Origin of the sequence: Arthrobacter sp. 92, from assembly GCF_050260325.1 — a bacterium.
GTDB lineage: Bacteria > Actinomycetota > Actinomycetes > Actinomycetales > Micrococcaceae > Arthrobacter.
Window position 1 is genome coordinate 1,217,248 of sequence record NZ_CP189863.1, and the last position, 22,627, is coordinate 1,239,874.

Consider the following 22,627-nt stretch of genomic DNA (forward strand, 5'->3'; position numbering starts at 1 on the left):
CCATCAGGGAGCGGCACTCACGAAGACCACGGATCGTACGCCTGGGCCGAGGGTCATGTCTTGCCGGCAGGCAGTGCGGTTGCTGCTGCCCCCTGACGCCGTCCTGCCCGTAATCTGGGAGCAGTGCGGCGGGCCAGCCGGTAGCCTGACCTTTAGCTGTACCCGTTGCCTAGCCAGGAGTTCCTCGTGACTACTACCACCGCCACTTCGTCCGCCGTTAGCAATCTGCCGCTGGCTGAGCTCGATCCCGAGATCGCCGCAGTACTGGACCAGGAGCTCGGCCGCCAGCGCGGCACCCTGGAAATGATCGCCTCCGAAAACTTCGCCCCGCGCGCCGTGATGGAGGCCCAGGGCTCCGTCCTGACCAACAAGTACGCCGAAGGCTACCCGGGCCGCCGCTACTACGGCGGCTGCGAGTACGTCGACATCGCCGAGCAGTTGGCAATCGACCGCGTCAAGGACCTCTTCGGTGCCGAGTACGCCAACGTCCAGCCCCATTCCGGTGCCCAGGCCAACGCCGCGGCCCTGTCCGCCATGATCACCCCGGGGGAGAAGATCCTGGGCCTGTCCCTGGCGCACGGCGGACACCTGACCCACGGCATGAAGCTGAACTTCTCCGGCAAGCTGTACCAGGTCGCCGCCTACCAGGTGGAGCAGGACAACTTCCGCATCGACATGGACAAGCTGCGTCAGCAGGCCATCGCCGAGAAGCCCCAGGTCATCATCGCCGGCTGGTCCGCCTACCCGCGCCACCTCGACTTCGCAGCATTCCGTTCCATCGCCGACGAGGTCGGCGCGCTCCTGTGGACCGACATGGCGCACTTCGCCGGCCTGGTTGCCGCCGGACTGCACCCGAGCCCGGTGCCGCACTCCGACGTCGTCACCTCAACAGTGCACAAGACCCTCGCCGGTCCCCGTTCGGGTGTGATCCTGGCCAAACAGGAGTGGGCCAAGAAGCTCAACTCCAACGTCTTCCCGGGCCAGCAGGGTGGACCGCTCATGCACGTCATCGCCGCAAAGGCTGTTGCCTTCAAGATTGCCGGCACCGAGGAATTCAAGGAGCGCCAGGAGCGCGTCCTCGAAGGCGCCAAGATCATCGCCGACCGCCTGAACCAGTCCGACGTCGCCGAAGCCGGCGTCTCGGTGCTGACCGGCGGTACCGATGTCCACCTGGTCTTGGTGGACCTGCGCAACTCCCAGCTGGACGGCCAGCAGGCCGAGGACCTCCTGCATTCGGTGGGAATCACCGTGAACCGCAACGCCGTGCCGTTTGACCCCCGTCCGCCGATGGTCACCTCCGGCTTGCGTATCGGCACCCCGGCGCTGGCTACCCGTGGATTCGGCGCCGAGGAGTTCACCGAGGTGGCGGAGATTATCGCCACCGCGCTGAAGGCGGGCTCCGCCACGGACGTCGAGGCCCTCCAGGCCCGCGTGGACAAGCTCGCGGCCGACTTCCCGCTGTACCCGCAGCACGAGCAGTGGTAATCCATGACTGAAATCACTAAAACCGCGCAGATTCTTGACGGCAAGGCTACCGCCGCTGCCATCAAGGCCGAACTGACCGAGCGCGTGGCCGCACTCAAGGCCAAGGGAATCATCCCGGGACTGGGCACCATCCTGGTGGGCTCCGATCCCGGCAGCACCTGGTACGTGGGCGGCAAGCACAAGGACTGCGCCGAGGTGGGCATCACGTCCATCCGCCGCGACCTGCCCGAGGACACCACGCAGGAAGAACTCCTGGCCGTGGTCCGCGAGCTCAACGAGAACCCGGAATGCACCGGCTACATCGTGCAGCTTCCCCTGCCCAAGCACATCGACCAGGACGTTATCCTGGAGGCCATGGATCCTGACAAGGACGCCGACGGCCTGCACCCGATGAACCTGGGCCGGCTCGTCGCCAACGTCAGCGGGCCCATGAAGTCCCCGCTGCCGTGCACGCCCAAGGGCTGCGTGGAGCTGCTGACCCGTCACGGGATCAGCCTCAACGGCAAGCGTGTGCTGGTGGTGGGCCGCGGCGTCACCATCGGCCGGCCGGTTGGCCTGCTGCTCACCCGCAAGGACGTCAACGCCACGGTCATCCTGGCCCACACCGGCACGGTTGACCTGCCCGCCGAACTCCGGCAGGCCGACGTCGTGATCGCGGCGGCCGGCCAGCCGCACATGATCAAGGCGGAAAACCTCAAGCCGGGCGCCATCGTGCTTGACGTCGGCGTGAGCCGCGTGGATGACGGCAACGGCAAGGCCGTGGTCACCGGAGATGTGGACCCGGCGGCGGCGGACGTCGCGGCCTGGCTGTCCCCAAACCCCGGCGGCGTCGGTCCGATGACCCGCGCCATGCTCCTCGCCAACGTGGTGGAAACCGCGGAACGCCACTTGGCAGAGGCAAACAACTCGGGGAGCGCCTAAGCGGCACCCGGGTAGGGCCCCTACTCCCGCGGGAGTAGGGGCCCTACCCCGTTAAGCAGACGACGCCGGCCCTCCGCGCCGCTAGGCTCGGAGTATGCAGCGCCGATTCCAGGGTCCGCCCACTGCCTTCGTGGTGATCGCGGTGGCGGTGGTCCAGGTGGTGGGCACCGTGTTCGCCGCCGGGCGGCAGCCTGGCCACCGCCCGCTGGACCTGGTGGCCTTCGGGCTGTTGCTGGCCGGCCCGGCGGCGCTGTCCCTGCGACGGCGGGCTCCGGGCGTGATGCTGCCGGTGGCCGCCGCCGCAACCATCACCTATCTGCTGGCCGGGTACCCCTGGGGACCCGCCCCGCTCTCGCTCGCGCTGGCGATCGTTTTCTCTGCCGCCGCGGGCCGGCGGTGGCAGACCTGGATTGTGGTGGGTGCCTGCGCGGCGGTCCTGCTCGGGGTGGTAGCGGCCGGCGGTGATGAGGGAGCCCTGGTCCGCGCCGTGGCAGGGGTGTCGTGGCTGGTGATTCTGGTGCTTTTGGGCGAGGGCGCCCGGCTGCGGGGCGAGCGTGTGGCCGAGCGGCGCCAGCAGCAGGAATCCCGGGAACAGGCCGCCCGCGATGAGTACCGCCTGACCCTGGCCCGCGACATCCACGACGTGGTGGCCCATTCCCTGTCCATGATCAACGTCCGTGCCTCTGTGGCTCTGCACTTGGGGGACCGGGATCCGGAGCAGTTCCGTTCCGCATTGGAGGCCATCAAAAGCGCCAGTAAGGAGTCCCTCGACGAGGTCCGCCAGCTCCTGGGCGTGCTGCGTGATGATGCGCCGCTTCGTCCCGCCGCAGCTCCGGGGCTCGGCAAGCTTCCCGAACTGATGGACCATGCGCGCCGCGCCGGGATCGAAGTGCGGTTCGACGAAAGGATAGGGCAGCCGGTGCCGGGTGCCGTGCAGGAAACGGCGTACCGGATCGTTCAGGAGGCGCTGACCAACGTGGTGAGGCACGCGGGCGCCCGCCATGCCGCCGTCGTGCTCGAGGCAGCGGCGGCCGGGCCGGAAACCGGGCGGCTGACCGTCACGGTGGACGATGACGGACGCGGCGCCGCCGGTGCCGCGGAGGGCAATGGTGTGACCGGCATGCGCGAACGGGCTGCGGCGCTGGGTGGCTCGGTGCAGTTCCTGCCATTGGAGCCGGGCTGGCGGGTGCGGGCCGTACTGCCCCTCACCGGCGCGTCACGCTCCGGCGCCTCACGTTCCACCGCGTCAAACTCCGGCGCCCGGGCCGCGCCCGCCCCCGGGGAGGAACGCCAATGATCCGCATCCTGCTCGCTGATGACCAGACGTTGATCCGGGCAGGGTTCCGCGCCCTCCTCAACGCCGAGCCGGACATGGAGGTGGTGGCCGAGTGCGGCACAGGGAACGACGCCGTGCGGCTAGCCATCCGGGACAGACCCGACGTGGTGCTGATGGACATCCGCATGCCGCACGGAGACGGACTCGAGGCGACCCGGCGCATCCTGGCTGAGCCGGGCCTGGTCGGAACGCGCATCATCATCCTCACCACCTTTGAACTCGATGAGTACATTGCGGAGGCGGTGCGCGCCGGCGCTGCCGGCTTCCTGGTCAAGGACACCGAGCCGGAGGAACTGCTGCGCGCCGTCCGCGTTGTGCACGACGGCGACGCCCTCCTCTCGCCGTCCGTGACCCCGAGGATCATGGCGCAGCTCGCTCTTCAATCGAGGGCGTCAACACCGCCCCGGGCGCTCGAGCAGATCACGGACCGTGAACGCGAAGTGCTTCGGCTGGTGGGCGAAGGATTGAACAACGCCGAGATTGCCGAGCGGCTCTTCATTACCCCGTTGACGGCCAAAACCCACGTGTCGCGGATCATGGCCAAGCTTTCGGTCCGCGACAGGGTGCAACTGGTGGTCCTCGCCTACGAATCGGGGCTCGTTCGGCCGGGTTGGACGGGCTAGCCGCGCGCTCTGCCCGCAGTCTCCCCACGGAGTACTGGACTGCATCCAACTGACTCCCGCCGGGGGACGCGGAACCGGCCCCGGGGGAGAAGACTTGATGCAGAGCCGGAAAACGGCTTGAATCGAGAGTTTGGATGACTGCCATGTTTACCTCATTGACCGCAGGCCTTGCCACGGTGCTGGCCGCGCCCGTAGGAGCGATGCCCGCCCGGATGCCCTGGTACGACGGCGGGTTCTCACCCTGGTTTCTGCTGTTCCCACTCTTCTGGATCCTGGTGATCGGGCTACTGATCTTCGCCGGCCGGCGCGCGTGGCGCAGCAACCGGAACTGGGCCGCGACCCAGGGAGGGGAAAGCGTGTTGCGGGAACGCTACGCCCGCGGGGAGATCGACGAGAACGAGTACCGCCAGCGGCTGCAGGTGCTGCGTGAACAGGACCGGGGCCGGCCGGCCAGATAACGCCATCCGGCCGGGCCCGCGGAGAGCGCTCCTTCTTTCCGCGGGCCCGCCCGGCGCCGGATATCCCGGAGGCGCGCACGCGGGGCTTTTCGGAAAACGAATGGATTTTTTGGAGACCTGACTCTTTATTTGCTCGAACGCGAGTACTAACGTGGTCTGGGTGTCCGAAATTGTGTCCAACGAAGACCTCTCCCGGGAAGACTCCTCCGGAGAAGACCTGGCCAGCCGGCAGACCCGGGACCAACCGATGCACTACGTCATCACCGCAGACAAGCTGACCAAAATCTATGGCGACGTCACGGCCGTGGATGGCATCTCCTTCAGCGTCCCGGCCGGCGAGGCGTTTGGCCTGCTCGGACCTAACGGGGCGGGGAAGTCAACCACCATGAAGATGATCGGCGGGGTTTCCCAGCGCACGTCCGGGAGCCTGACCATCATGGGCCTGGACCCCGAGAAACATGGACCCGAGGTGCGGGCGCACCTGGGCGTGGTTCCACAGCAGGACAATCTCGACGAGGAGCTGAAGGTCCGCGACAACCTCTTGGTGTACGGCCGGTATTTTGGGCTGCCGATGAGCTACCTCAAACCAAAGGCCGACGAACTGCTCGAATTCGCCCAACTGACGGACAAAGCCAAGTCCAAAGTGGATACGCTCTCCGGCGGCATGAAACGGCGCCTGACCATCGCGCGCTCGCTGATCAACGAGCCCAAGATCCTCCTGCTGGACGAGCCCACCACGGGCCTGGATCCCCAGGCCAGGCATATCCTCTGGGACCGGTTGTTCCGCCTCAAGGAGCAGGGCGTCACGCTGATCCTCACCACCCATTACATGGACGAGGCCGAGCAATTGTGCGACCGCCTGATCGTGGTGGACAAAGGCAGAATCATGGCCGAGGGCTCGCCGGCCAGCCTCATCCGGAAGTATTCCACCCGTGAGGTCCTGGAGCTGCGCTTCGGCTCGGAACGGAACGCCACCATCGGCGTCGAACTTGAGGGGATTGGCGAACGGCTGGAGACGCTGCCGGACCGGGTGCTCATCTACACCCAGGACGGTGAGGCCGCGCTGGAACAGGTGTCCGCTCGCGGACTGCGGCCACGAACATCGCTGGTCCGCCGCTCGTCGTTGGAGGATGTCTTCCTCAGGCTCACGGGCAGGAGCCTCGTTGACTGAGCCGGCGGCGTCCATGCACGCCCATCCGCCATCCATCTCCGCGGCCAGGGCCCGCCGCTGGGGCGCCTTCTATTACGCCGAGCAGGTCCTGCGCGTGATGAAGGGGTACGGCTGGACCATTGTTATGTATGGCGTCGGGCAGCCCGTGGCGTACTTGTTCGCCATGGGTGTGGGTCTTGCCACCCTGGTGGACACCAACAACGAGTCGGTGTTTGGCGGTGTCAGTTACCTTTCGTTCATTGCCCCCGCCCTGCTGATTTCCGCAGCCGTCATGACAGCCGCGAACGAGTTCACTTTCCCTGTTATGGACGGCTTCAAATGGCGCCGCGTGTACTACGGCCCCCACGCCTCGCCGCTTACGCCGGAACAGATCGCCGCCGGGCACATCATCGCCGTCACGCTGCGCTTCCTGCTCCAATCCGCCCTTTACTTCCTTGTGGTGGCACTTTTCGGGGCGTCCCCCAGCGGCTGGGGCTGGGTGACGGTGCCGGTTGCCACGCTGGCGGGGCTGTCCTTCGGCCTGCCGCTCATGGCGTACGCGGCCTCGATCAAGCATGACAAGGGCCAGTTCGCCATGGTCATGAGGTTCATTGTTATGCCCCTCTTCCTGTTTTCGGGCACGTTTTTCCCGCTGGACACCCTGCCTCCCGGCGTGCGGTGGATCGGCTGGATCTCACCGATCTGGCACGGCACCGAGCTGGGCCGTGTGTTCAGCTACGGCTATCAGGAGTCCGCGCTGCTGACCGTCGTGCACCTCGTGTTCCTCCTGGGCCTTGCCGCGGTGGGGTGGGTCCTCACAAGGCGCCAGTTCGTCAAAAGGATGGGTCAGTGAGCGTCGCGGCCGGGAGCCGGCAGGGCGGCGGTCCCAATCCGGCCGGCCACAGTGCCGCGGACGCCGCCCGCAACCGCCATTTCGGGCCCATGTACTCACGGAACGTCAGGGCGGTCATAGCCCGCGGACTCATGGCCACCAAGAGCAGCAACTGGATGGTGATGCTCTCGGGCTTCTTCGAGCCGGTGCTGTACCTGATCTCCATGGGGGTGGGGCTGGGGGCCATTGTCGGCTCTGTGCAGGGGCCCGGCGGTCAGGAAATCAGCTATGCGGCGTACATCGCGCCGGCATTGCTGGCCGTCTCCGCCATGAACGGCGCCGTGTACGACTCCACCTGGAACGTCTTCTTCAAAATGAACTTCGCCAAGCTGTACCAGGGCATGCTCTACACTTCCCTGGGGCCGCTGGACGTGGCCATGGGCGAGATCTTCCTTGCCCTCCTCCGCGGCCTGCTCTACGCGACAGGCTTCACCGCCGTGATGGGGATTATGGGCCTGATCACCACACCCTGGGCCATTCTGATGGTTCCGGCCTCAGTGCTGATCGCCTTCGGGTTCGCCAGCTTCGGCATGGGTGTCACCAGCTACATGAAGACTTTCCAGCAAATGGACTGGATCAACTTCGTGATGCTGCCGATGTTCCTGTTCAGCGCCACTTTTTATCCGCTCAGCGTCTACCCGCAGACCATCCAGTGGCTGATCCAGGCCATGCCCCTGTGGCACGGGGTGGAGCTCCTCCGCCAAATCAGCGTGGGGGTTTTCAGCCCTGCAACCGCCCTGCACATCGGCTATTACCTGGTGATGATCGCGCTGGGAGTCCTGCTGACCACCGGGCGCCTGCGCAAGCTGTTCCTCAAATAGCAGATCACTCACTGGCCGTTCGCCGGCGGTGGAAGCGGTGCCGCCCGGCGCCCCAGGTTTGAGACAATGAATCCATGCGATCTCTGGGCAACCCCAACTCTTCATCCACCACGGCCAAGGGCGGCTTCTCCATGTTCCGCATCAGCGGGCCCGGCATGATGGTCTTCATCGTCGCCTTCGTGGTGGCCGTCATCTTCGCAGCCAACCAGAACGACGTCGTGGGCTGGGTGGTGGCGATCATTGCCGGCTTCTGGCTTGCGCTGGCGGCCTTTGTGGTGTTCAGCATCCAGCGGGCCGCCAAGAAGGCCGGCGCCAAGCTGACTGAAGCCCAAAACGCATTCAACGCCGCGACAGGCCGCGCACCCTCGCGCACCAGCGCCGACCACGGCGGCACCCGCCTGGTCAAAGCCCGCAGCGACGCGGATGAAGTACGCGACATGAAGCTGGACCACTCGTTCAAGATCGTGCAGGTGCAGGTCCGCGTTGTGGAGCAGGAGCGCGCCAAGGGCGCCGCTTCGGATGAGGACACCATCCGGCGGGCCCTGGAAACGATCGAAATCACCGCCACCAATGCCCGCGACATGATCAAGTCCCCGGGCAGTGCTGACGAGCCCGTCAGCGGAACCATCATCGACTAGAGTGGTGCGGGTGAGCTCGGCATTGAAGAAGGACCACCTTCGCATCGCATCAGTCAACGTCAACGGCCTCCGTGCTGCGTACAAAAAGGGCATGGCGGAGTGGCTTGAGCCCCGCGAAGTGGACATCCTCTGCCTGCAGGAAGTGCGCGCCCCGGACGCGATTGTCCGGGAGCTCCTCGGCGACGGGTGGTTCATCCTCCACGCGGAAGCCGAGGCCAAGGGGCGTGCAGGGGTTGCTATTGCCTCCCGCACCGAGCCAGTGGGCACCCGCTCCGGGATCGGCGACGACTTCTTTGCCACCGCGGGCCGCTGGGTGGAAGCCGACTTCCTCGTGACCGACTCCGCAGGGGCCCCGGCCCGGCTGACCGTGGTGAGCGCCTACGTTCACTCCGGCGAGGCAGGATCGCCGAAACAGGACGACAAGTACCGATTCCTGGACGTGATGTCCACGCGCTTGCCTGAGCTGGCAAAGCACAGCGACCACGCCCTGGTGGTGGGCGACCTGAACGTGGGCCACACCGAGCTGGACATCAAGAACTGGAAGGGCAACGTCAAACGTGCCGGCTTCCTGCCGGAGGAGCGTGCGTACTTCGACCGCTTCTTCGGCGAAGAAATCGGTTGGAGGGATGTCCACAGGGGCTTGGCGGGAAACGTCGACGGCCCCTACACCTGGTGGTCCCAGCGCGGTAAGGCCTTTGACACGGACACAGGCTGGCGCATCGACTACCACATGGCAACGCCCGCACTTGCCACCGCCGCAATCTCAGCGGTGGTGGACCGGGCGCCGTCATGGGACACCCGTTTCTCCGACCACGCACCGCTGGTAGTGGACTACCGGCTCTAAGCCCTGAAGGTTTCTCTGAATGACTAGCTCAACCGCACCTGATTCCAAGAAGCGCATCCTCTCCGGGGCAAAGCCCACGGCGGACTCCCTGCACCTGGGCAACTACATCGGGGCCGTCCGCAACTGGGTGGACATGCAGTCCGAATACGATGCCGTGTTCTTCATTCCCGATCTCCATGCCATTACGGTGGACTTCGAACCGGCCGAGCTCGCCAAGCGCACTCGCGTCGTTGCCGCGCAGTACATCGCGGCGGGCATCGATCCGAACAAGAGCATCTTCTTTGTGCAGTCGCACGTCCCCGAGCACGCGCAACTGGCCTGGGCCCTGAACTGCATCACGGGCTTCGGCGAGGCATCGCGCATGACGCAGTTCAAGGACAAGACCCAGAAGTCCGGCGCCGACGCCGCGACGCTGGGACTATTCGCCTACCCCACCCTGATGGCCGCCGACATCCTGCTGTACCAGACCGATCTGGTCCCCGTGGGAGAGGACCAGCGGCAGCATCTGGAGCTCACCCGCAACCTCGCCCAGCGCTTTAACACGCGCTTCGGCCAGACGTTCACCGTGCCGGAAGCCACCATCCTCAAGGCCAGCGCCAAGATCTACGACCTCCAGAATCCCACCGCGAAGATGTCCAAGACCGGCGAATCCCCGAACGGCATCATCCAACTCCTGGAGGACCCTAAGATTGCCGCCAAACGGATCAAGTCCGCGGTGACGGACACCGGCACGGAGATCCGCTTTGACGCCGAGGCGAAGCCCGGAATTTCGAACCTGCTGACCATTTACTCAACCCTGACGGGCAAATCGGTGCCGGACCTTGAGGCCGAGTACCAAGGCAAAATGTACGGTCACCTGAAGGTGGATCTGGCCGAGGTCATGGTGGACTTCATTACGCCCCTGCGGAACCGCACGAACGAGCTCATGGCAGATCCCGCCGAGCTGGACCGGCTGCTGGCCCAAGGCGCCGAGCGGGCCCGGGAAATCGCCTCCGTGACGCTGAGCCAAGTGTATGAGCGCATGGGGTTCCTGCCATCGCTGAGCCTGGCGGGGGTCCGCTAGCCACATGTCGTCCGCCAGCAAGGTCTCAGCAAGCGGGAAGGCCCGTGCCACGTATCGTGGCACGGGGAAGTTCGTGGAAGCCGATGAAGACAACACCCTTGGCCGCGGACCGGCACCGGTGCGCCGGCGCCCCCATACGGACGGCATGAGCATCGGCGTCATCCTCGGGTTCCCGGCCGCCATCGCCGAGGAGCTCCAGCGCTGGCGGGCGTCCTTCGGCGATCCCATGGCGGGAGTTATTCCGGCGCACATCACGCTGGTCACCACCACCCCGACGAAGGACTGGGAGGCCACCCGCACCCACGTCCGCGAGGTGGCACGCAAACAGCAGCCGTTCACCGTGACCATAGCGGGGACAGGTTCGTTCCGGCCCATCTCACCTGTGGTCTTCCTCAACGTCGAAGAGGGCTTCGACGCCTGCGTGAACCTGCACGAGCAACTGCAGACCGGGCCGCTGGAACGTGATCTGCCGTTCGCGTTCCATCCCCACGTGACAATTGCCCACGATGTGGCGCCGGAAAGCCTGGACGAGGCCGAAACGGTGCTCAAGGACTATAGGGCCACGTTCCCAGTGGCTAGCATGGGACTTTACGAGCACGACATCAACGGCATATGGCAGCTACGGGAAGAGCTCGATTTTGGCACCGACACTGAAGACCCCCGAGGCCCGGCCGGCGCAGCAGAACGCAGCTGAGGCGCCGCTCCCCACAGAACAGGCCTTGCTCAAGCTGGAGGTTATCCGGAAGCGGCAGGAATGGGGCAAGGTCCGCAGGTCCGGCGGCACCGTCCCAGGCCTTGTGGCCGTGTTTCAATGGCTGCTGGCGCGGCTGAACGCGTTCCGGCCCATGCGGGCGTTTCAGCAGTACAACCTGCAGCACGGTCCACTGATGGCAGCCGGTATCGGCTTCAACATGTTCTTTTCCATCACCGGCCTGCTGGCCACCGGCTTTTCCGTCGCCGGGCTTCTGCTCAGCGGCCAGCCGGCGTTACTGGACCGGATGATCAGCAGCGTGGCAGCCAGCGCTCCAGGACTTCTGAAAGTGGGCGGCAAGGAAGGCCTGGTTGATCCGCAGAACCTTCTCAATCCCAACGGCCTGGGCTGGGCGGCCGTAATCGCCGCTGCCGTAACGGTCATTACGTCCCTGGGCTGGATCGCCGGAGTCCGCGACGGTCTGCGTGGTGTGCTGGGGCTGCCACCCCTGAAGATGAATCCCGTGATCCAGAAACTCCGCGACACCGGAACCCTGCTGCTCCTCGGGGCGGCGCTGGTCCTCAGCGCCGGGGTCTCGCTGGTGTTCGGCACGGCGGCCGGTTGGGTGACTGGGCAGCTGCACCTGGACCCGGTAGTGGCGTGGCCCCTGACCACGGCGATCAAGATCGGGGTGCCGCTGCTGCTCGGCTGGGTAACGGGCCTCATTATGTTCAGGTTGGGCGGCGGCCTCAAGCTTGCCCGGCAGGCGCTCCTGGAAGGAACCATACTTTCAGCGGTGGGAACCACCGTCCTCCAGATATTCAGCACAGAGCTGCTTGCCAATTCCGGCCGAAACCCCATTCTGGCGCCCTTCGCCATCATCATCGGCCTGCTGATCTGGTTCAACCTGGTCAGCCAGGTCTATCTTGTCTCCGCCGCGTGGGCCGCCATCCGGGAGGAGGACCTGAAGAGCGCGCCTGCAGCCAAGACCACCGGCTGGGGTGCGCGGCAGGTTCAGCCGGGAAACACTCCGCCAGCGGGAAAGCGTCCCGTCACCCGCCCGGCTATGCTCCGGCGTCGAGGTACTGATCGGCCCACGCTGAGATAATCTTTGCCGCCCGCGCCGCCTGGCCTTTGCCGGTCAGCAGGTGGTCGCTGCCTTCAAGCGAAATGAAGTTCCTCGGATGACGGGCAGTCTGGAAGATGGTGCTGGCGTTTTCGATGCCCACCGTATTGTCCGTGGGGGAGTGCAGCACCATCAGCGGCTTGTGCAGCTGCTTAATGCAGTCGGTCAGGTCCGCGTTCTCCAGGTCCTCCCCGAAGTGCCGGCGGATCTCCACGCGCTTGCCGCCGAGGTCCACCTCCGCGCTGCCTTCGCTGAGAATCCGGTCCAGGGCGGCGTCGAAAACGTGGGCCACATGCTTGGGTGAAAACGGAGCGCCCACTGTGGCCACGGCGTCGAGCTCCGGAATGTGCCTGGCGGCCGACAGGACAGCGGCCCCGCCAAACGAGTGTCCCACCAGCAGCGACACTGCCCGGCCCGAGTCGCGCATGAACTCGGCCGCTTTCACCGTGTCCGCCACCTTATGGCTGAAGGAACCTTCGGACCACAGCCCGGCGGACTCGCCAAGGCCCAGGTTGTCGAAGCGGAGCATGCCCACACCGTTGTCCGCCAGCGCCTTGCACATGCGCGCCGCGGCCGGACTGTCCTTCCCGAGCGTGAACCCGTGGGAGAAGACGCCCCAGCCTTTCACCCGCCCCTCGGGGACGTCGATGATGCCGGAGAGCACCTCGCCGGTGGAACCTTCAAAGGAGATCTTCTCGGAGCGGGACACTGCATTCTCTTTCGTTTGGAGCTGAACGACGGCGGCGCCGCTCACCGGAAGGTGAGCAGCGCCGTCGGCTGTTACTTGGTGGTACGGAGATGACTAGATCTTGCGCGACAGGATGGCCTGCTTGACCTCGGCGATCGCCTGCGTGACCTGGATGCCGCGGGGGCACGCTTCGGTGCAGTTGAAGGTGGTGCGGCAGCGCCACACACCTTCCTTGTCGTTGAGGATCTCCAGGCGCATGTCGCCGGCGTCATCCCGGGAATCGAAGATGAAGCGGTGCGCGTTGACGATCGCCGCCGGGCCGAAGTACTGGCCGTCGGTCCAGAACACCGGGCAGGACGAGGTGCACGCGGCGCACAGGATGCACTTGGTGGTGTCGTCGAACCGCTCGCGGTCCTCGGCGGACTGCAGGCGTTCCTTGGTGGGCTCGTGGCCGCGGTTGATCAGGAAGGGCATGACTTCGCGGAAGGACTGGAAGAACGGTTCCATGTCCACGATCAGGTCCTTCTCCACCGGCAGGCCCTTGATGGGCTCGACCGTGATGGGCTTGGACGTGTCCAGGTCCTTCAGGAGGGTCTTGCAGGCGAGGCGGTTGCGGCCGTTGATGCGCATGGCATCGGAACCGCAGACGCCGTGGGCGCAGGACCGGCGGAAGGAGACGCTGCCGTCGATTTCCCACTTGATCTTGTGCAGGGCATCGAGCACGCGGTCGGTGCCGTACATCGTCACGTGGAAGTCATCCCAGGTGGACTCGTCGGAGATCTCCGGGTTGTAGCGGCGCACCCGGAGGTGGACGTCGAAGGACGGGATATCCCCGCCCCCGCCGACGTGGGCCGGCAGTTCGATCTTTGATGCTGGCTCAGCGAGTTCAGCGCTCATCTTAGTACTTCCTCACCATCGGCTCGTAGCGCGTAAAGACCACCGGTTTGGTGGCAAGTCGGATGCCCGCAATCGCTTCTGCGGACACCGCAGTACCATCCGCCGGAGCATGCTCATCCTTGTACGCCATGGAGTGCTTCATGAATTTTTCGTCGTCGCGCTCGGGGAAGTCCTCGCGGAAGTGGCCGCCACGGGATTCCTCGCGGTGCAGGGCCGCCACGGTCATCACCTTGGCCAGTTCCAGCAGGAAGCCCAGTTCCACGGCCTCGAGCAGGTCCAGGTTGAAGCGCTTGCCCTTGTCCTGGACGCTGATGCGCTGGTACCGCTCCTCGAAGGACGCGATGTCCTTCAGGACCTGGTTCAGCGTGTCCGCGGTGCGGAACACCTGCATGTTGGCGTCCATGGTGTCCTGCAGTTCCTTGCGGATGGCGGCCACCTTCTCGGTACCGTCAGCCGTGCGGACGTGGTCCAGCAGGTTCAACGTGTAGTCCTCGGGATCTGCGGGCAGTTCCACGAAGTCAGCGGTCTTGGCGTATTCCGCGGCGGCAATGCCGGCGCGCTTGCCGAACACGTTGATGTCCAGCAGCGAATTGGTGCCGAGGCGGTTCGAGCCGTGTACGGACACGCAGGCCACCTCACCGGCGGCGTAGAGGCCCGGGACCACGGTGTCGTTGTCCTGGAGCACCTCGGCGCTGATGTTCGTGGGGATCCCGCCCATGGCGTAGTGCGCCGTCGGGAACACCGGAACGGGCTCCGTGTACGGTTCCACACCCAGGTAGGTGCGGGCGAACTCGGTGATGTCCGGCAGCTTGGCGTCGATGTGCGCCGGCTCGAGGTGCGTCAGGTCCAGCAGGACGTAGTCCTTGTTCGGGCCGCAGCCGCGTCCCTCACGCACTTCGTTGGCCATGGAGCGGGCCACGATGTCGCGGGGGGCGAGGTCCTTGATGGTGGGCGCGTAGCGCTCCATGAAGCGCTCACCCTCGGAGTTACGCAGGATGGCGCCTTCGCCGCGGGCAGCCTCGGAGAGGAGAATGCCCAGGCCCGCCAGGCCTGTCGGATGGAACTGGAAGAACTCCATGTCCTCCAGGGGGATGCCGCGGCGGAACGCGATGCCCATGCCGTCACCGGTGAGGGTGTGGGCGTTGGACGTGGTCTTGAAGACCTTGCCGGCGCCGCCGGTGGCGAACACCACGGACTTGGCCTGGAAAACGTGCAGCTCGCCGGAGGCGAGGTCGTAGGACACGACGCCGGCCACGCGCTTTTGCTTGTACGGCGTGCCGTCCTCGCGGACAGCGTCCTCCTCGACGGTCAGGAGGTCAAGGACGTAGTACTCGTTGTAGAACTCGACATTGTGCTTGACGCAGTTTTGGTACAGGGTCTGGAGGATCATGTGGCCCGTGCGGTCTGCCGCGTAGCAGGCGCGGCGCACCGGTGCCTTGCCGTGGTCACGGGTGTGGCCCCCGAACCTGCGCTGGTCGATCCGGCCCTCGGGCGTGCGGTTGAAGGGCAGCCCCATCTTTTCCAGGTCCAGCACGGCGTCAATGGCTTCCTTCGCCATGACCTCGGCCGCGTCCTGGTCCACCAGGTAGTCGCCGCCCTTGATCGTGTCGAAGGTGTGCCACTCCCAGTTGTCTTCCTCGACGTTGGCCAGTGCCGCACACATGCCACCCTGCGCCGCACCGGTGTGCGAGCGGGTGGGGTAGAGCTTGGTCAGTACTGCTGTGCGCGCGCGCTGACCGGATTCGATCGCGGCGCGCATGCCAGCGCCACCGGCACCGACGATGACGACGTCGTACTTATGGACCTGCATACCAGACGCTCTTTCTCTCAAAATTCGCTATAAAACCACGGGCAGGCGGAGCCTGCGCCGTAAAATCGCTGCCTGCTCACCGTGCAGGCAAAATCAGATGCTCTCTCCGGCATTCCTGGACACGTGCCGTAAAGAGACGCCCTATAAGGCCGGGCAGAAACCGCCGGGCAGTTGCGCGCCGTTGACAACGGGGCACGGGTCGAAGGTGAAGATGACCAGAGTGCCCAGGACCACAATGACGGTAGCGGCGGCGAAGAGGACCACCTTCAACCAGAGGCGGGTGGAGTCCCTCTCCGCGTAGTCGTTGATGATGGTGCGGACACCGTTCGTGCCGTGAAGCATGGCGAGCCACAGCATGGCGAGGTCCCAGACCTGCCAGAAAGGATCCGCCCACTTGCCGGCCACAAAGCCGAAGTCGATCGCGTGGATCCCTTCGCCGACCATCAGGTTCACAAACAGGTGACCGAAGATCAGCACCACCAGGACAACACCGGAAAGCCGCATGAACAACCACGCGAACATTTCGAAGTTTCCCTTGGACGAGCCTGCACGGCGGTACTTGGGATCGATCTTTCCGCTGCGCGGGCTCTGAATCTGCGTTGCAGTCATGGCTTAGTGACCTCCGAGGGCGAGGGACAGGTGACGGATGGAGAAGCCCACCATCACGATGACCCAGAGGGCCAGGACGGTCCAGAGCATCTGGCGCTGGTACTTCGCACCCTTCTTCCAGAAGTCGACGGCGATGATCCGCAGGCCGTTGAAGGCGTGGAAAACGATCGCTGCGACAAGGCCCGTTTCACCCAGGGCCATAAGGGGGTTCTTGTAGGCGCCGATCACGGCGGTGTAAGCCTCCGGGGACACACGCACCAATGAGGTGTCCAGCACATGGACCAACAAGAAGAAGAAAATCACTACACCGGTAATGCGGTGTCCAACCCAGGACCACATGCCTTCACGGCCGCGGTACAAGGTGCCAGCTGGTTTTGTCGGCACTGAATAAACCTCCCTGCAACACAGCGGCGCTGGCATGGGATCCACGCGGGGGGAACGCCTGCTGCGAGAGCACTCGTAAGCTCAAGCCTAAATCTAGGCTTCGCTCACAGCTTATTCAATTCAGGGACACGCGAGTGACGGCGGCCTGCGCGGTTTTCGTCCGTTTTTGAGACGAACGCCACATTCTGGCGGCCATTGGACTGTCTGGGAGTGGCTTTTCTCCGCCGCAGGTGCGGATTCCGCTAAAGTAGCGGTGATGAGTACAGACATAGTGACAAGCCAGGATTCACCGCTGAGCCGTTTCATTGCGGTAATTCCTGCAGGCGGAGTGGGGACCCGCCTCTGGCCCCTGTCACGTGCAGCAGCCCCCAAGTTCCTCCATGACCTCACCGGGTCTGGCAGCACTTTGCTGCGCGCCACCTACGACCGCCTGGAGCCGCTCGCCGGTCACCGCGTACTCGTTGTCACCGGCAAGGCCCACCGCGACGCCGTATGCCGGCAGTTGCCCGAGGTGCAGGACGCCGACCTGGTCCTCGAAAGCGAACCGAAGGACTCGGGCGCGGCAATCGGCCTGGCCGCTGCAATCCTTTACGAACGGGACCCGGACATCATCATGGGTTCCTTCGCCGCGGACCAGGTCATCAGTCCTGACGAACTCTTCCAGGACGCCGTCCGGGAGGCCATCCACACCGCCGCCGCAGGCAAGATCGTCACCATCGGAATCAAGCCCACGCACCCCTCGACCGGATTCGGCTACATCCGCTCCGGCGGAAACCTCGGCATTCCGAAGGCGCCCAGCGCCCAGGCCGTGGTGGAGTTCGTTGAGAAGCCGAGCGAGGACGTGGCCCAGCAGTACATCGACAGCGGAGACTACGTCTGGAACGCCGGCATGTTCGTGGCGCCGGTTTCGCTCATGCTCAAGCACCTCGAAGCCAACCAGCCCGAGCTCTTCAAGGGACTGCAGGAAATCGCGCAGGCCTGGGACACCCCCGAGCGGGATGAAGTCACCGCCCGGGTCTGGCCCACCCTGCCCAAGATCGCCATCGACTACGCCGTGGCCGAACCGGCCGCCGCCGCCGGCGACGTCGCCGTCGTTCCCGGCACTTTCCGCTGGGACGACGTCGGGGACTTCGCCTCCGTGGGCCGGCTCAACAGCGCCAGGGAAGTGGACGACGTCACCGTCCTGGGCGAGGGCGCCCGCGTCTTTACGGAAAACGCCAGCGGCGTGGTGGTCACTGACACCAAGCGCGTGATCGCCCTCATCGGCATCAAGGACGTGGTCATTGTGGACACGCCCGATGCCCTGCTGGTCACCACCATGGCAAACTCCCAGCGGGTCAAGGCCGCGGTGGACGCGCTCAAGGCCAGCGGCGACACCGACGTTCTCTGAGGACGCGTGCCCGTGCAGGTCAGGCACCCAACCGTAACCAGCCGACCCTGATGCGGCTATTCGGGGGACGCTCGCTAGAGTTGATCCGTGCGCAACTACACTACTGAAGCTGAGCCCACGGCCCTTGTGGGTCCCTGGTTGGAACCGCTGCTGCCGGAACTGATCGAATTCCGGCGGGACCTGCATGCGCACCCCGAGCTGTCCTTCAAGGAGTTCCGCACCACCAACAAGCTGGTGGAGCGGCTTCAGGCAGCCGGACTGCAGCCCCGCCGGCTCGAAGGCACGGGCCTTACCGTGGACATTGGTGAGGGTCCCATCGCCACGGCGCTGCGCGGAGACATCGACGCACTTCCCATCATCGAGGAAACAGGCTTGGCGTTTGCCTCGAAAAACCACGGTGTTACCCACGCCTGTGGCCACGACGTCCACACCACCACCATGTTGGGCATCGCCCTGGTGCTGCACCGCATGCACCAGGAGTCCCCGCTGGGCGCCACGGTCCGGATCATCTTCCAGCCCGCCGAGGAGACCATGCCGGGCGGAGCCCACGCCTGCATCGAGCAGGGAGTGCTCGAAGGCGTGCCCAGGATCCTCGCCCTCCACTGCGACCCGCGGATCGAAGTGGGGAAGATCGGTACGCGTATTGGCGCCATCACCTCGGCCTCGGACACCATCCGGATCGAACTTTCCGGCCGGGGCGGGCACACCTCCCGCCCGCACCTCACAGAAGACCTGGTGTTTGCGCTGGCGCAGATTGCCGTCAACGTACCCGCCGTCCTGTCCCGCCGGGTCGATGTCCGCAGCGGTGTCTCCGTGGTGTGGGGCCAGATTTCAGCCGGCTCGGCACCCAACGCCATTCCGGGCAGCGGCTACATGGCCGGAACCATGCGGTGCCTGGACCGCGACGCTTGGCACAGCGCCGGTGAGCTGCTCGACGAAGTGGTTCAGCAGGTCGCCGACCACTACGGTGTGGATGTCCACTTGGAGCACACCCGGGGGGTGCCTCCGGTGGTCAACTCCGAGCACGAGACGGCGCTGATCGAGGCCGCCGCCCGGGCCGAGATCGGCGAAGGCGCCGTGGTTCTCACGCCGCAGTCCATGGGCGGGGAGGACTTCGCCTGGTTCCTGGCGGACCTGCCCGGCGCCATGATGCGCCTGGGCACCAAGACCCCGGGCGGCGAGGAGTACGACCTTCACCGCGGAGACTACATCCTGGATGAGCGCGCCCTGGGCCTCGGCATCCAGGTGCTCACGGCGGCCGCCCTGCGCACCGTCCGGGACCTTTAAGCCCCGCCCTCCCGTAGCCCCCTCGTCGAGCGCGAGCGGGCACTTAAGCCCCCTCGTCGAGCGCGAGCGGGCACTTAAGCCCCGTCGTCGAGGGGCTCAAGTGTCCGTTCGCGCTAATTCGGCCGTGATTAGTTGTGCACAACTTAATTGTGGACTATGGTTATAGCCATGACCGATGCTCCCAGGCTTGACCGCCAAGTGTGTTTCGCGCTGTATTCCGCCTCGAAGGCAGCCACAGCGGTGTACAGACCCATGCTTGAGGAACTTGGGCTGACGTACCCGCAGTACCTCGTCATGCTCGTGCTGTGGGAGAGCGATCCTCGAAGTGTCCGTGAACTGGGGGAGGAGCTGGGGCTCGACTCGGGCACGCTCTCCCCGCTGCTCAAGCGGCTCGAGGCGCTGGGCCTTGTTGAGCGACGACGTTCGGCCCAGGATGAACGCCGGGTGGAGGTATTCCTCACAGACGCCGGCGTGAGCCTGAGCACCAAGGCACAGAGCATCCCGCAACGGCTCGCGGCCGCCGCCGGTCTGTCAGCCGCGGACCTGGATCAACTCCGCAACACCCTGAGCCGCCTCACCGCGGCCCTCCACGATTCCCACTGACACGTTTCCCCCCTGACACACGATTCCCACTCCAACTGAACGGAACAATTGTGAAGACCCTCTACACCGCTGAAGCGCTGGCGTCCGGCGAAGGCCGCGACGGCACCGCGCGGACCAAGGACGGCAAACTCGAGGTCAACCTGGCCAGCCCGGTTGAGCTCGGCGGGAACGGCCAAGGCACCAACCCGGAACAACTCTTCGCGGCCGGCTACGCCGCGTGCTTCCACTCGGCCCTGCGCCTCGTGGGCCGTCAGCAGAAGGCGGACCTGACCGATTCCGCCGTTGCCGCGAAGATCCACCTCGGAGCTCTCGACGGCGGCGCCGGCTATGGCATCGCCGCGGAGCTTGAGATCGCCCTGCCCGCGTTGGACCTGGCCACGGCAGAGGCCCTCGTGGCCAAGGCCCACGACGTCTGCCCCTACTCCAACGCCACCCGCGGCAACATCAACGTCGACATCAAGATCCTGGAGGTGGCCGCATGAGCGCCAAAACCGAAACCACATCACTGCCCACAGTCACGCGAGAGATTCAGCTGGCATCCCGACCCCACGGCCGTCCGGCTCCGGAGAACTTCCGCCTGGCCGAGGCGGAGCTGCCTGAGCTGCAGGACGGCCAAGTCCTGGTCCGCAACCGCTTCATCTCGGTGGATCCGTACATGCGCGGCCGAATGAACGACGTGAAGTCCTACTCGGCGCCGTTTGCGCTGGGCGCAGCGCTCGACGGCGGGGCCGTCGGCGAGGTTATCGCGTCCCGTTCCGCTGACCGAAAGGTGGGCGACGCCGTCGTCCATTCCCTGGGATGGCGTGAATACGCGGTGCTTGACGCCTCCGCCACCACGCTTGCGCGTACCGATCTGGCACCTGCCTCGACCTTCCTGGGCGTGCTGGGTATGACCGGCCTCACCGCCTATGCGGGGCTGCTCAAGGTCGCCGAATTCAAGCCCGGGGAAGTGGTCTTTGTCTCGGGGGCCGCCGGCGCGGTCGGCTCGCTCGTGGGCCAGATCGCCAAGGCCATGGGCGCCTCACGCGTGATCGGCAGCGCGGGAACCCCGGAGAAAGTGGCCCGCCTGCTGGAGCTGGGCTTCGACGCGGCATTCAACTACCACGACGGCCCGGTTGCCGAGCAGCTCGCCGCGGCGGCAGGCGAACGCGGAATCGACGTGTACTTTGACAACGTCGGCGGCGAACACCTGGAAGCTGCCCTGTCGGCGCTCACCGTCGGTGGCCGGGTGGCCATGTGCGGCGCCATTTCGCAGTACAACTCCACTGAGCCCACGCCGGGCCCCCGGAACCTCATGCAGGCTATCGGTAAGCAGCTGACCCTCAAGGGCTTCCTCGTCAGCGGCTACTGGCAATACATGGCCGAGTTCGTCGAAACCATGTCCCGCTGGCTTGCCGATGGCACCATCCGCTATGACGAAACCGTGGTGGACGGGCTGGAAAACGCCCCCCAGGCCTTTATGGACCTCCTGGACGGCGCCAACACCGGGAAGATGCTCGTCCGGATCTGAGGCTGCCCTCCGGTGGCGGCCGGTGCCGCTACCGGTAGGTAACAAGTTCTCAACAATCTTCGAACTTCCAGGGAAGTGTGGTATCTGGACGTGGCGCAGGCCACTACAGTGACTGTCATCAGTGCGCCTCGGCGCAGTGCTGCGAACCCATCAGTGAAAACAGAATTTCGGTGTGCACCATTGGAAACGGACACTCATTGAATTCCCGTCGTAGCGCCAATCTCTTCTTCCTGGAGGAAAATTGAAGAACTCCCTGCGTGCAAACTTCAAGCGCGGTTCCATGGCCGGCGTCGCCACCGCGGGTGCGGCCGCCCTGCTGCTGACCGGCTGCGGTGCCGCTCCGTCCTCGTCGGGCGGCTCCAGCAGCGCCACAAAGTCGGACTACACCGCATGCATGGTGTCCGACTCGGGCGGTTTTGACGACAAGTCCTTCAACCAGTCCGGCTATGAAGGTCTGCAGCAGGCGGTCAAGGATCTGGGCATCCAGGAGAAGCACGTCCAGTCCAAAGCGGACACCGACTACGATCCCAACCTCCGCTCCATGGTCCAACAGGGATGCAAGCTCACCGTCACGGTTGGCTTCCTCCTCGGGGACGCCACGAAGTCAATCGCCACCGCGAACCCGAACAGCCACTTCGCGATCATCGACTTCAACGACCCCACATTCCCCAAGAACGTGAAGCCGATCGTCTACGATACGGCCCAGGCGGCCTTCCAGGCCGGCTACCTGGCCGCTGGCACATCCAAGACCGGGAAGGTCGCCACCTTCGGCGGCATTAACATCCCCACCGTGACGATCTTCATGGACGGTTTTGCCGACGGCGTGAAGTACTACAACGAGAAAAAGGGAAAGAACGTCCAACTGGTGGGCTGGGACAAGGACAAGCAGGACGGCACCTTTGTGGGTGACTTCAAACAGGTCGACAAGGGCAAGGTGCTGACCCAGGGTTTCCTGGACCAGGGCGCGGATGTTGTTCTTCCCGTGGCCGGACCGGTCGGCTCCGGAGCGGGCAGCGCCATCCTGGAGGCTAAGGCCAAGGGCAAGGACGCCAAGCTCATCTGGGTCGACTCCGACGGCTACCTGACGGCTCCCGACTACAAGTCCGTGATCCTGTCCTCCGTCCAGAAGACCATGTCCACGGCCGTCGAAACGGTCATCAAGGACGACAAGGACGGCAAGTTCGATGCCACGCCGTACATCGGAACGCTGGAAAACGGCGGGGTGGCCCTTGCTCCGTTCCACGATCTGGATTCGGCCGTGCCGGCAGACCTGAAGAGCGAACTTGACCAGCTGAAGAAGGACATCATCTCCGGCAAGATCAAGGTCGAATCGAAGTCCAGCCCGAGCAAATAAGCACTGAACAAGCAAATAGGCACTGAACAGTGGGGCGCGCTGCCCTT

The 22,627-nt window shown here is 65.2% G+C and carries 24 protein-coding genes; 19 read left to right on the forward strand and 5 right to left on the reverse strand.

Features of this window, described 5'->3' with window-relative positions; translation table 11 throughout:
- Positions 1–186: 186 nt before the first annotated feature.
- The 13 genes from glyA (at position 187) to ACP4XC_RS05655 (ending at position 12,030) form a co-directional block, all read left to right on the forward strand.
- A complete protein-coding gene (gene glyA, locus ACP4XC_RS05595) occupies positions 187–1,485 on the forward strand; it encodes a serine hydroxymethyltransferase (protein ID WP_427173868.1) in 1,299 nt (432 codons plus the stop codon).
- Between the two features lie 3 nt (positions 1,486–1,488).
- The gene (locus ACP4XC_RS05600) at positions 1,489–2,406 is read left to right on the forward strand and encodes a bifunctional methylenetetrahydrofolate dehydrogenase/methenyltetrahydrofolate cyclohydrolase (protein ID WP_427173869.1); all 918 of its coding nucleotides are present in this window, start codon (positions 1,489–1,491) and stop codon (positions 2,404–2,406) included.
- Positions 2,407–2,500: 94 nt separating this feature from the next.
- Positions 2,501–3,703 carry a sensor histidine kinase gene (locus ACP4XC_RS05605; RefSeq protein ID WP_427173870.1) on the forward strand — a complete coding sequence of 401 codons (1,203 nt, stop codon included), beginning with the start codon at positions 2,501–2,503 and terminating at the stop codon, positions 3,701–3,703.
- Complete coding sequence (locus tag ACP4XC_RS05610) at positions 3,700–4,365, forward strand: response regulator (RefSeq protein ID WP_427173871.1); 666 nt, start codon at positions 3,700–3,702, stop codon at positions 4,363–4,365. Before ACP4XC_RS05605 ends, ACP4XC_RS05610 begins: the two co-directional genes overlap by 4 nt.
- Positions 4,366–4,499: 134 nt before the next feature.
- Positions 4,500–4,823 (forward strand): SHOCT domain-containing protein, encoded by a 324-nt coding sequence (locus ACP4XC_RS05615; RefSeq protein ID WP_427173872.1) that lies wholly within the window; start codon positions 4,500–4,502, stop codon positions 4,821–4,823.
- 247 nt (positions 4,824–5,070) lie between these two features.
- Entirely contained in the window at positions 5,071–5,994 is a 924-nt protein-coding gene (locus ACP4XC_RS05620; protein ID WP_427175024.1) for an ABC transporter ATP-binding protein, read from the forward strand.
- Entirely contained in the window at positions 5,954–6,826 is an 873-nt protein-coding gene (locus ACP4XC_RS05625) for an ABC transporter permease (RefSeq protein ID WP_427173873.1), read from the forward strand. The genes ACP4XC_RS05620 and ACP4XC_RS05625 overlap by 41 nt, the downstream gene beginning before the upstream one ends.
- Positions 6,823–7,686, forward strand: coding sequence for an ABC transporter permease (locus ACP4XC_RS05630; protein ID WP_427173874.1), 864 nt, complete (start codon positions 6,823–6,825; stop codon positions 7,684–7,686). Before ACP4XC_RS05625 ends, ACP4XC_RS05630 begins: the two co-directional genes overlap by 4 nt.
- Before the next feature lie 74 nt (positions 7,687–7,760).
- Positions 7,761–8,324, forward strand: coding sequence for a hypothetical protein (locus ACP4XC_RS05635; protein WP_427173875.1), 564 nt, complete (start codon positions 7,761–7,763; stop codon positions 8,322–8,324).
- 10 nt (positions 8,325–8,334) lie between these two features.
- Entirely contained in the window at positions 8,335–9,168 is an 834-nt protein-coding gene (locus ACP4XC_RS05640; RefSeq protein WP_427173876.1) for an exodeoxyribonuclease III, read from the forward strand.
- A 19-nt stretch (positions 9,169–9,187) separates the two neighbouring features.
- Positions 9,188–10,231, forward strand: a complete 1,044-nt coding sequence (gene trpS, locus ACP4XC_RS05645; protein WP_427173877.1) for a tryptophan--tRNA ligase — start codon at positions 9,188–9,190, stop codon at positions 10,229–10,231.
- A gap of 145 nt (positions 10,232–10,376) precedes the next feature.
- On the forward strand, positions 10,377–10,925 hold the full coding sequence (locus ACP4XC_RS05650) for a 2'-5' RNA ligase family protein (protein WP_427175025.1): 549 nt from the start codon (positions 10,377–10,379) through the stop codon (positions 10,923–10,925).
- The gene (locus ACP4XC_RS05655) at positions 10,870–12,030 is read left to right on the forward strand and encodes a YihY/virulence factor BrkB family protein (RefSeq protein ID WP_427173878.1); all 1,161 of its coding nucleotides are present in this window, start codon (positions 10,870–10,872) and stop codon (positions 12,028–12,030) included. The genes ACP4XC_RS05650 and ACP4XC_RS05655 overlap by 56 nt, the downstream gene beginning before the upstream one ends.
- On the opposite strand, the gene ACP4XC_RS05660 is transcribed toward ACP4XC_RS05655, so the two are convergent.
- The 5 genes from ACP4XC_RS05660 to sdhC form a co-directional block, all read right to left on the reverse strand.
- Positions 11,987–12,757, reverse strand: coding sequence for an alpha/beta hydrolase family protein (locus tag ACP4XC_RS05660; protein WP_427173879.1), 771 nt, complete (start codon positions 12,755–12,757; stop codon positions 11,987–11,989). The genes ACP4XC_RS05655 and ACP4XC_RS05660 overlap by 44 nt on opposite strands.
- 93 nt (positions 12,758–12,850) lie before the next feature.
- The gene (locus ACP4XC_RS05665; RefSeq protein ID WP_427173880.1) at positions 12,851–13,633 is read right to left on the reverse strand and encodes a succinate dehydrogenase iron-sulfur subunit; all 783 of its coding nucleotides are present in this window, start codon (positions 13,631–13,633) and stop codon (positions 12,851–12,853) included.
- Between the two features lies 1 nt (position 13,634).
- Positions 13,635–15,443 carry a succinate dehydrogenase flavoprotein subunit gene (gene sdhA, locus ACP4XC_RS05670; protein WP_427173881.1) on the reverse strand — a complete coding sequence of 603 codons (1,809 nt, stop codon included), beginning with the start codon at positions 15,441–15,443 and terminating at the stop codon, positions 13,635–13,637.
- A gap of 141 nt (positions 15,444–15,584) precedes the next feature.
- Positions 15,585–16,052 (reverse strand): succinate dehydrogenase hydrophobic membrane anchor subunit, encoded by a 468-nt coding sequence (locus ACP4XC_RS05675; protein WP_427173882.1) that lies wholly within the window; start codon positions 16,050–16,052, stop codon positions 15,585–15,587.
- A gap of 3 nt (positions 16,053–16,055) precedes the next feature.
- Positions 16,056–16,436: a succinate dehydrogenase, cytochrome b556 subunit gene (gene sdhC / locus ACP4XC_RS05680; protein ID WP_427173883.1), complete on the reverse strand. Its 381-nt coding sequence runs from the start codon at positions 16,434–16,436 to the stop codon at positions 16,056–16,058.
- A 256-nt stretch (positions 16,437–16,692) separates the two neighbouring features.
- Between sdhC and ACP4XC_RS05685 the strand changes: the two genes are divergently transcribed.
- The 6 genes from ACP4XC_RS05685 (at position 16,693) to ACP4XC_RS05710 (ending at position 22,580) form a co-directional block, all read left to right on the forward strand.
- Complete coding sequence (locus tag ACP4XC_RS05685) at positions 16,693–17,826, forward strand: mannose-1-phosphate guanylyltransferase (RefSeq protein WP_427173884.1); 1,134 nt, start codon at positions 16,693–16,695, stop codon at positions 17,824–17,826.
- 87 nt (positions 17,827–17,913) lie between these two features.
- On the forward strand, positions 17,914–19,113 hold the full coding sequence (locus ACP4XC_RS05690; protein WP_427173885.1) for an amidohydrolase: 1,200 nt from the start codon (positions 17,914–17,916) through the stop codon (positions 19,111–19,113).
- 168 nt (positions 19,114–19,281) lie between these two features.
- Entirely contained in the window at positions 19,282–19,716 is a 435-nt protein-coding gene (locus ACP4XC_RS05695; protein WP_427173886.1) for a MarR family winged helix-turn-helix transcriptional regulator, read from the forward strand.
- Positions 19,717–19,766: 50 nt separating this feature from the next.
- The gene (locus ACP4XC_RS05700) at positions 19,767–20,198 is read left to right on the forward strand and encodes an organic hydroperoxide resistance protein (protein ID WP_427173887.1); all 432 of its coding nucleotides are present in this window, start codon (positions 19,767–19,769) and stop codon (positions 20,196–20,198) included.
- Positions 20,195–21,226: an NADP-dependent oxidoreductase gene (locus tag ACP4XC_RS05705; RefSeq protein ID WP_427173888.1), complete on the forward strand. Its 1,032-nt coding sequence runs from the start codon at positions 20,195–20,197 to the stop codon at positions 21,224–21,226. The genes ACP4XC_RS05700 and ACP4XC_RS05705 overlap by 4 nt, the downstream gene beginning before the upstream one ends.
- A 241-nt stretch (positions 21,227–21,467) precedes the next feature.
- Positions 21,468–22,580, forward strand: coding sequence for a BMP family lipoprotein (locus tag ACP4XC_RS05710; RefSeq protein ID WP_427173889.1), 1,113 nt, complete (start codon positions 21,468–21,470; stop codon positions 22,578–22,580).
- Positions 22,581–22,627 lie beyond the last annotated feature (47 nt).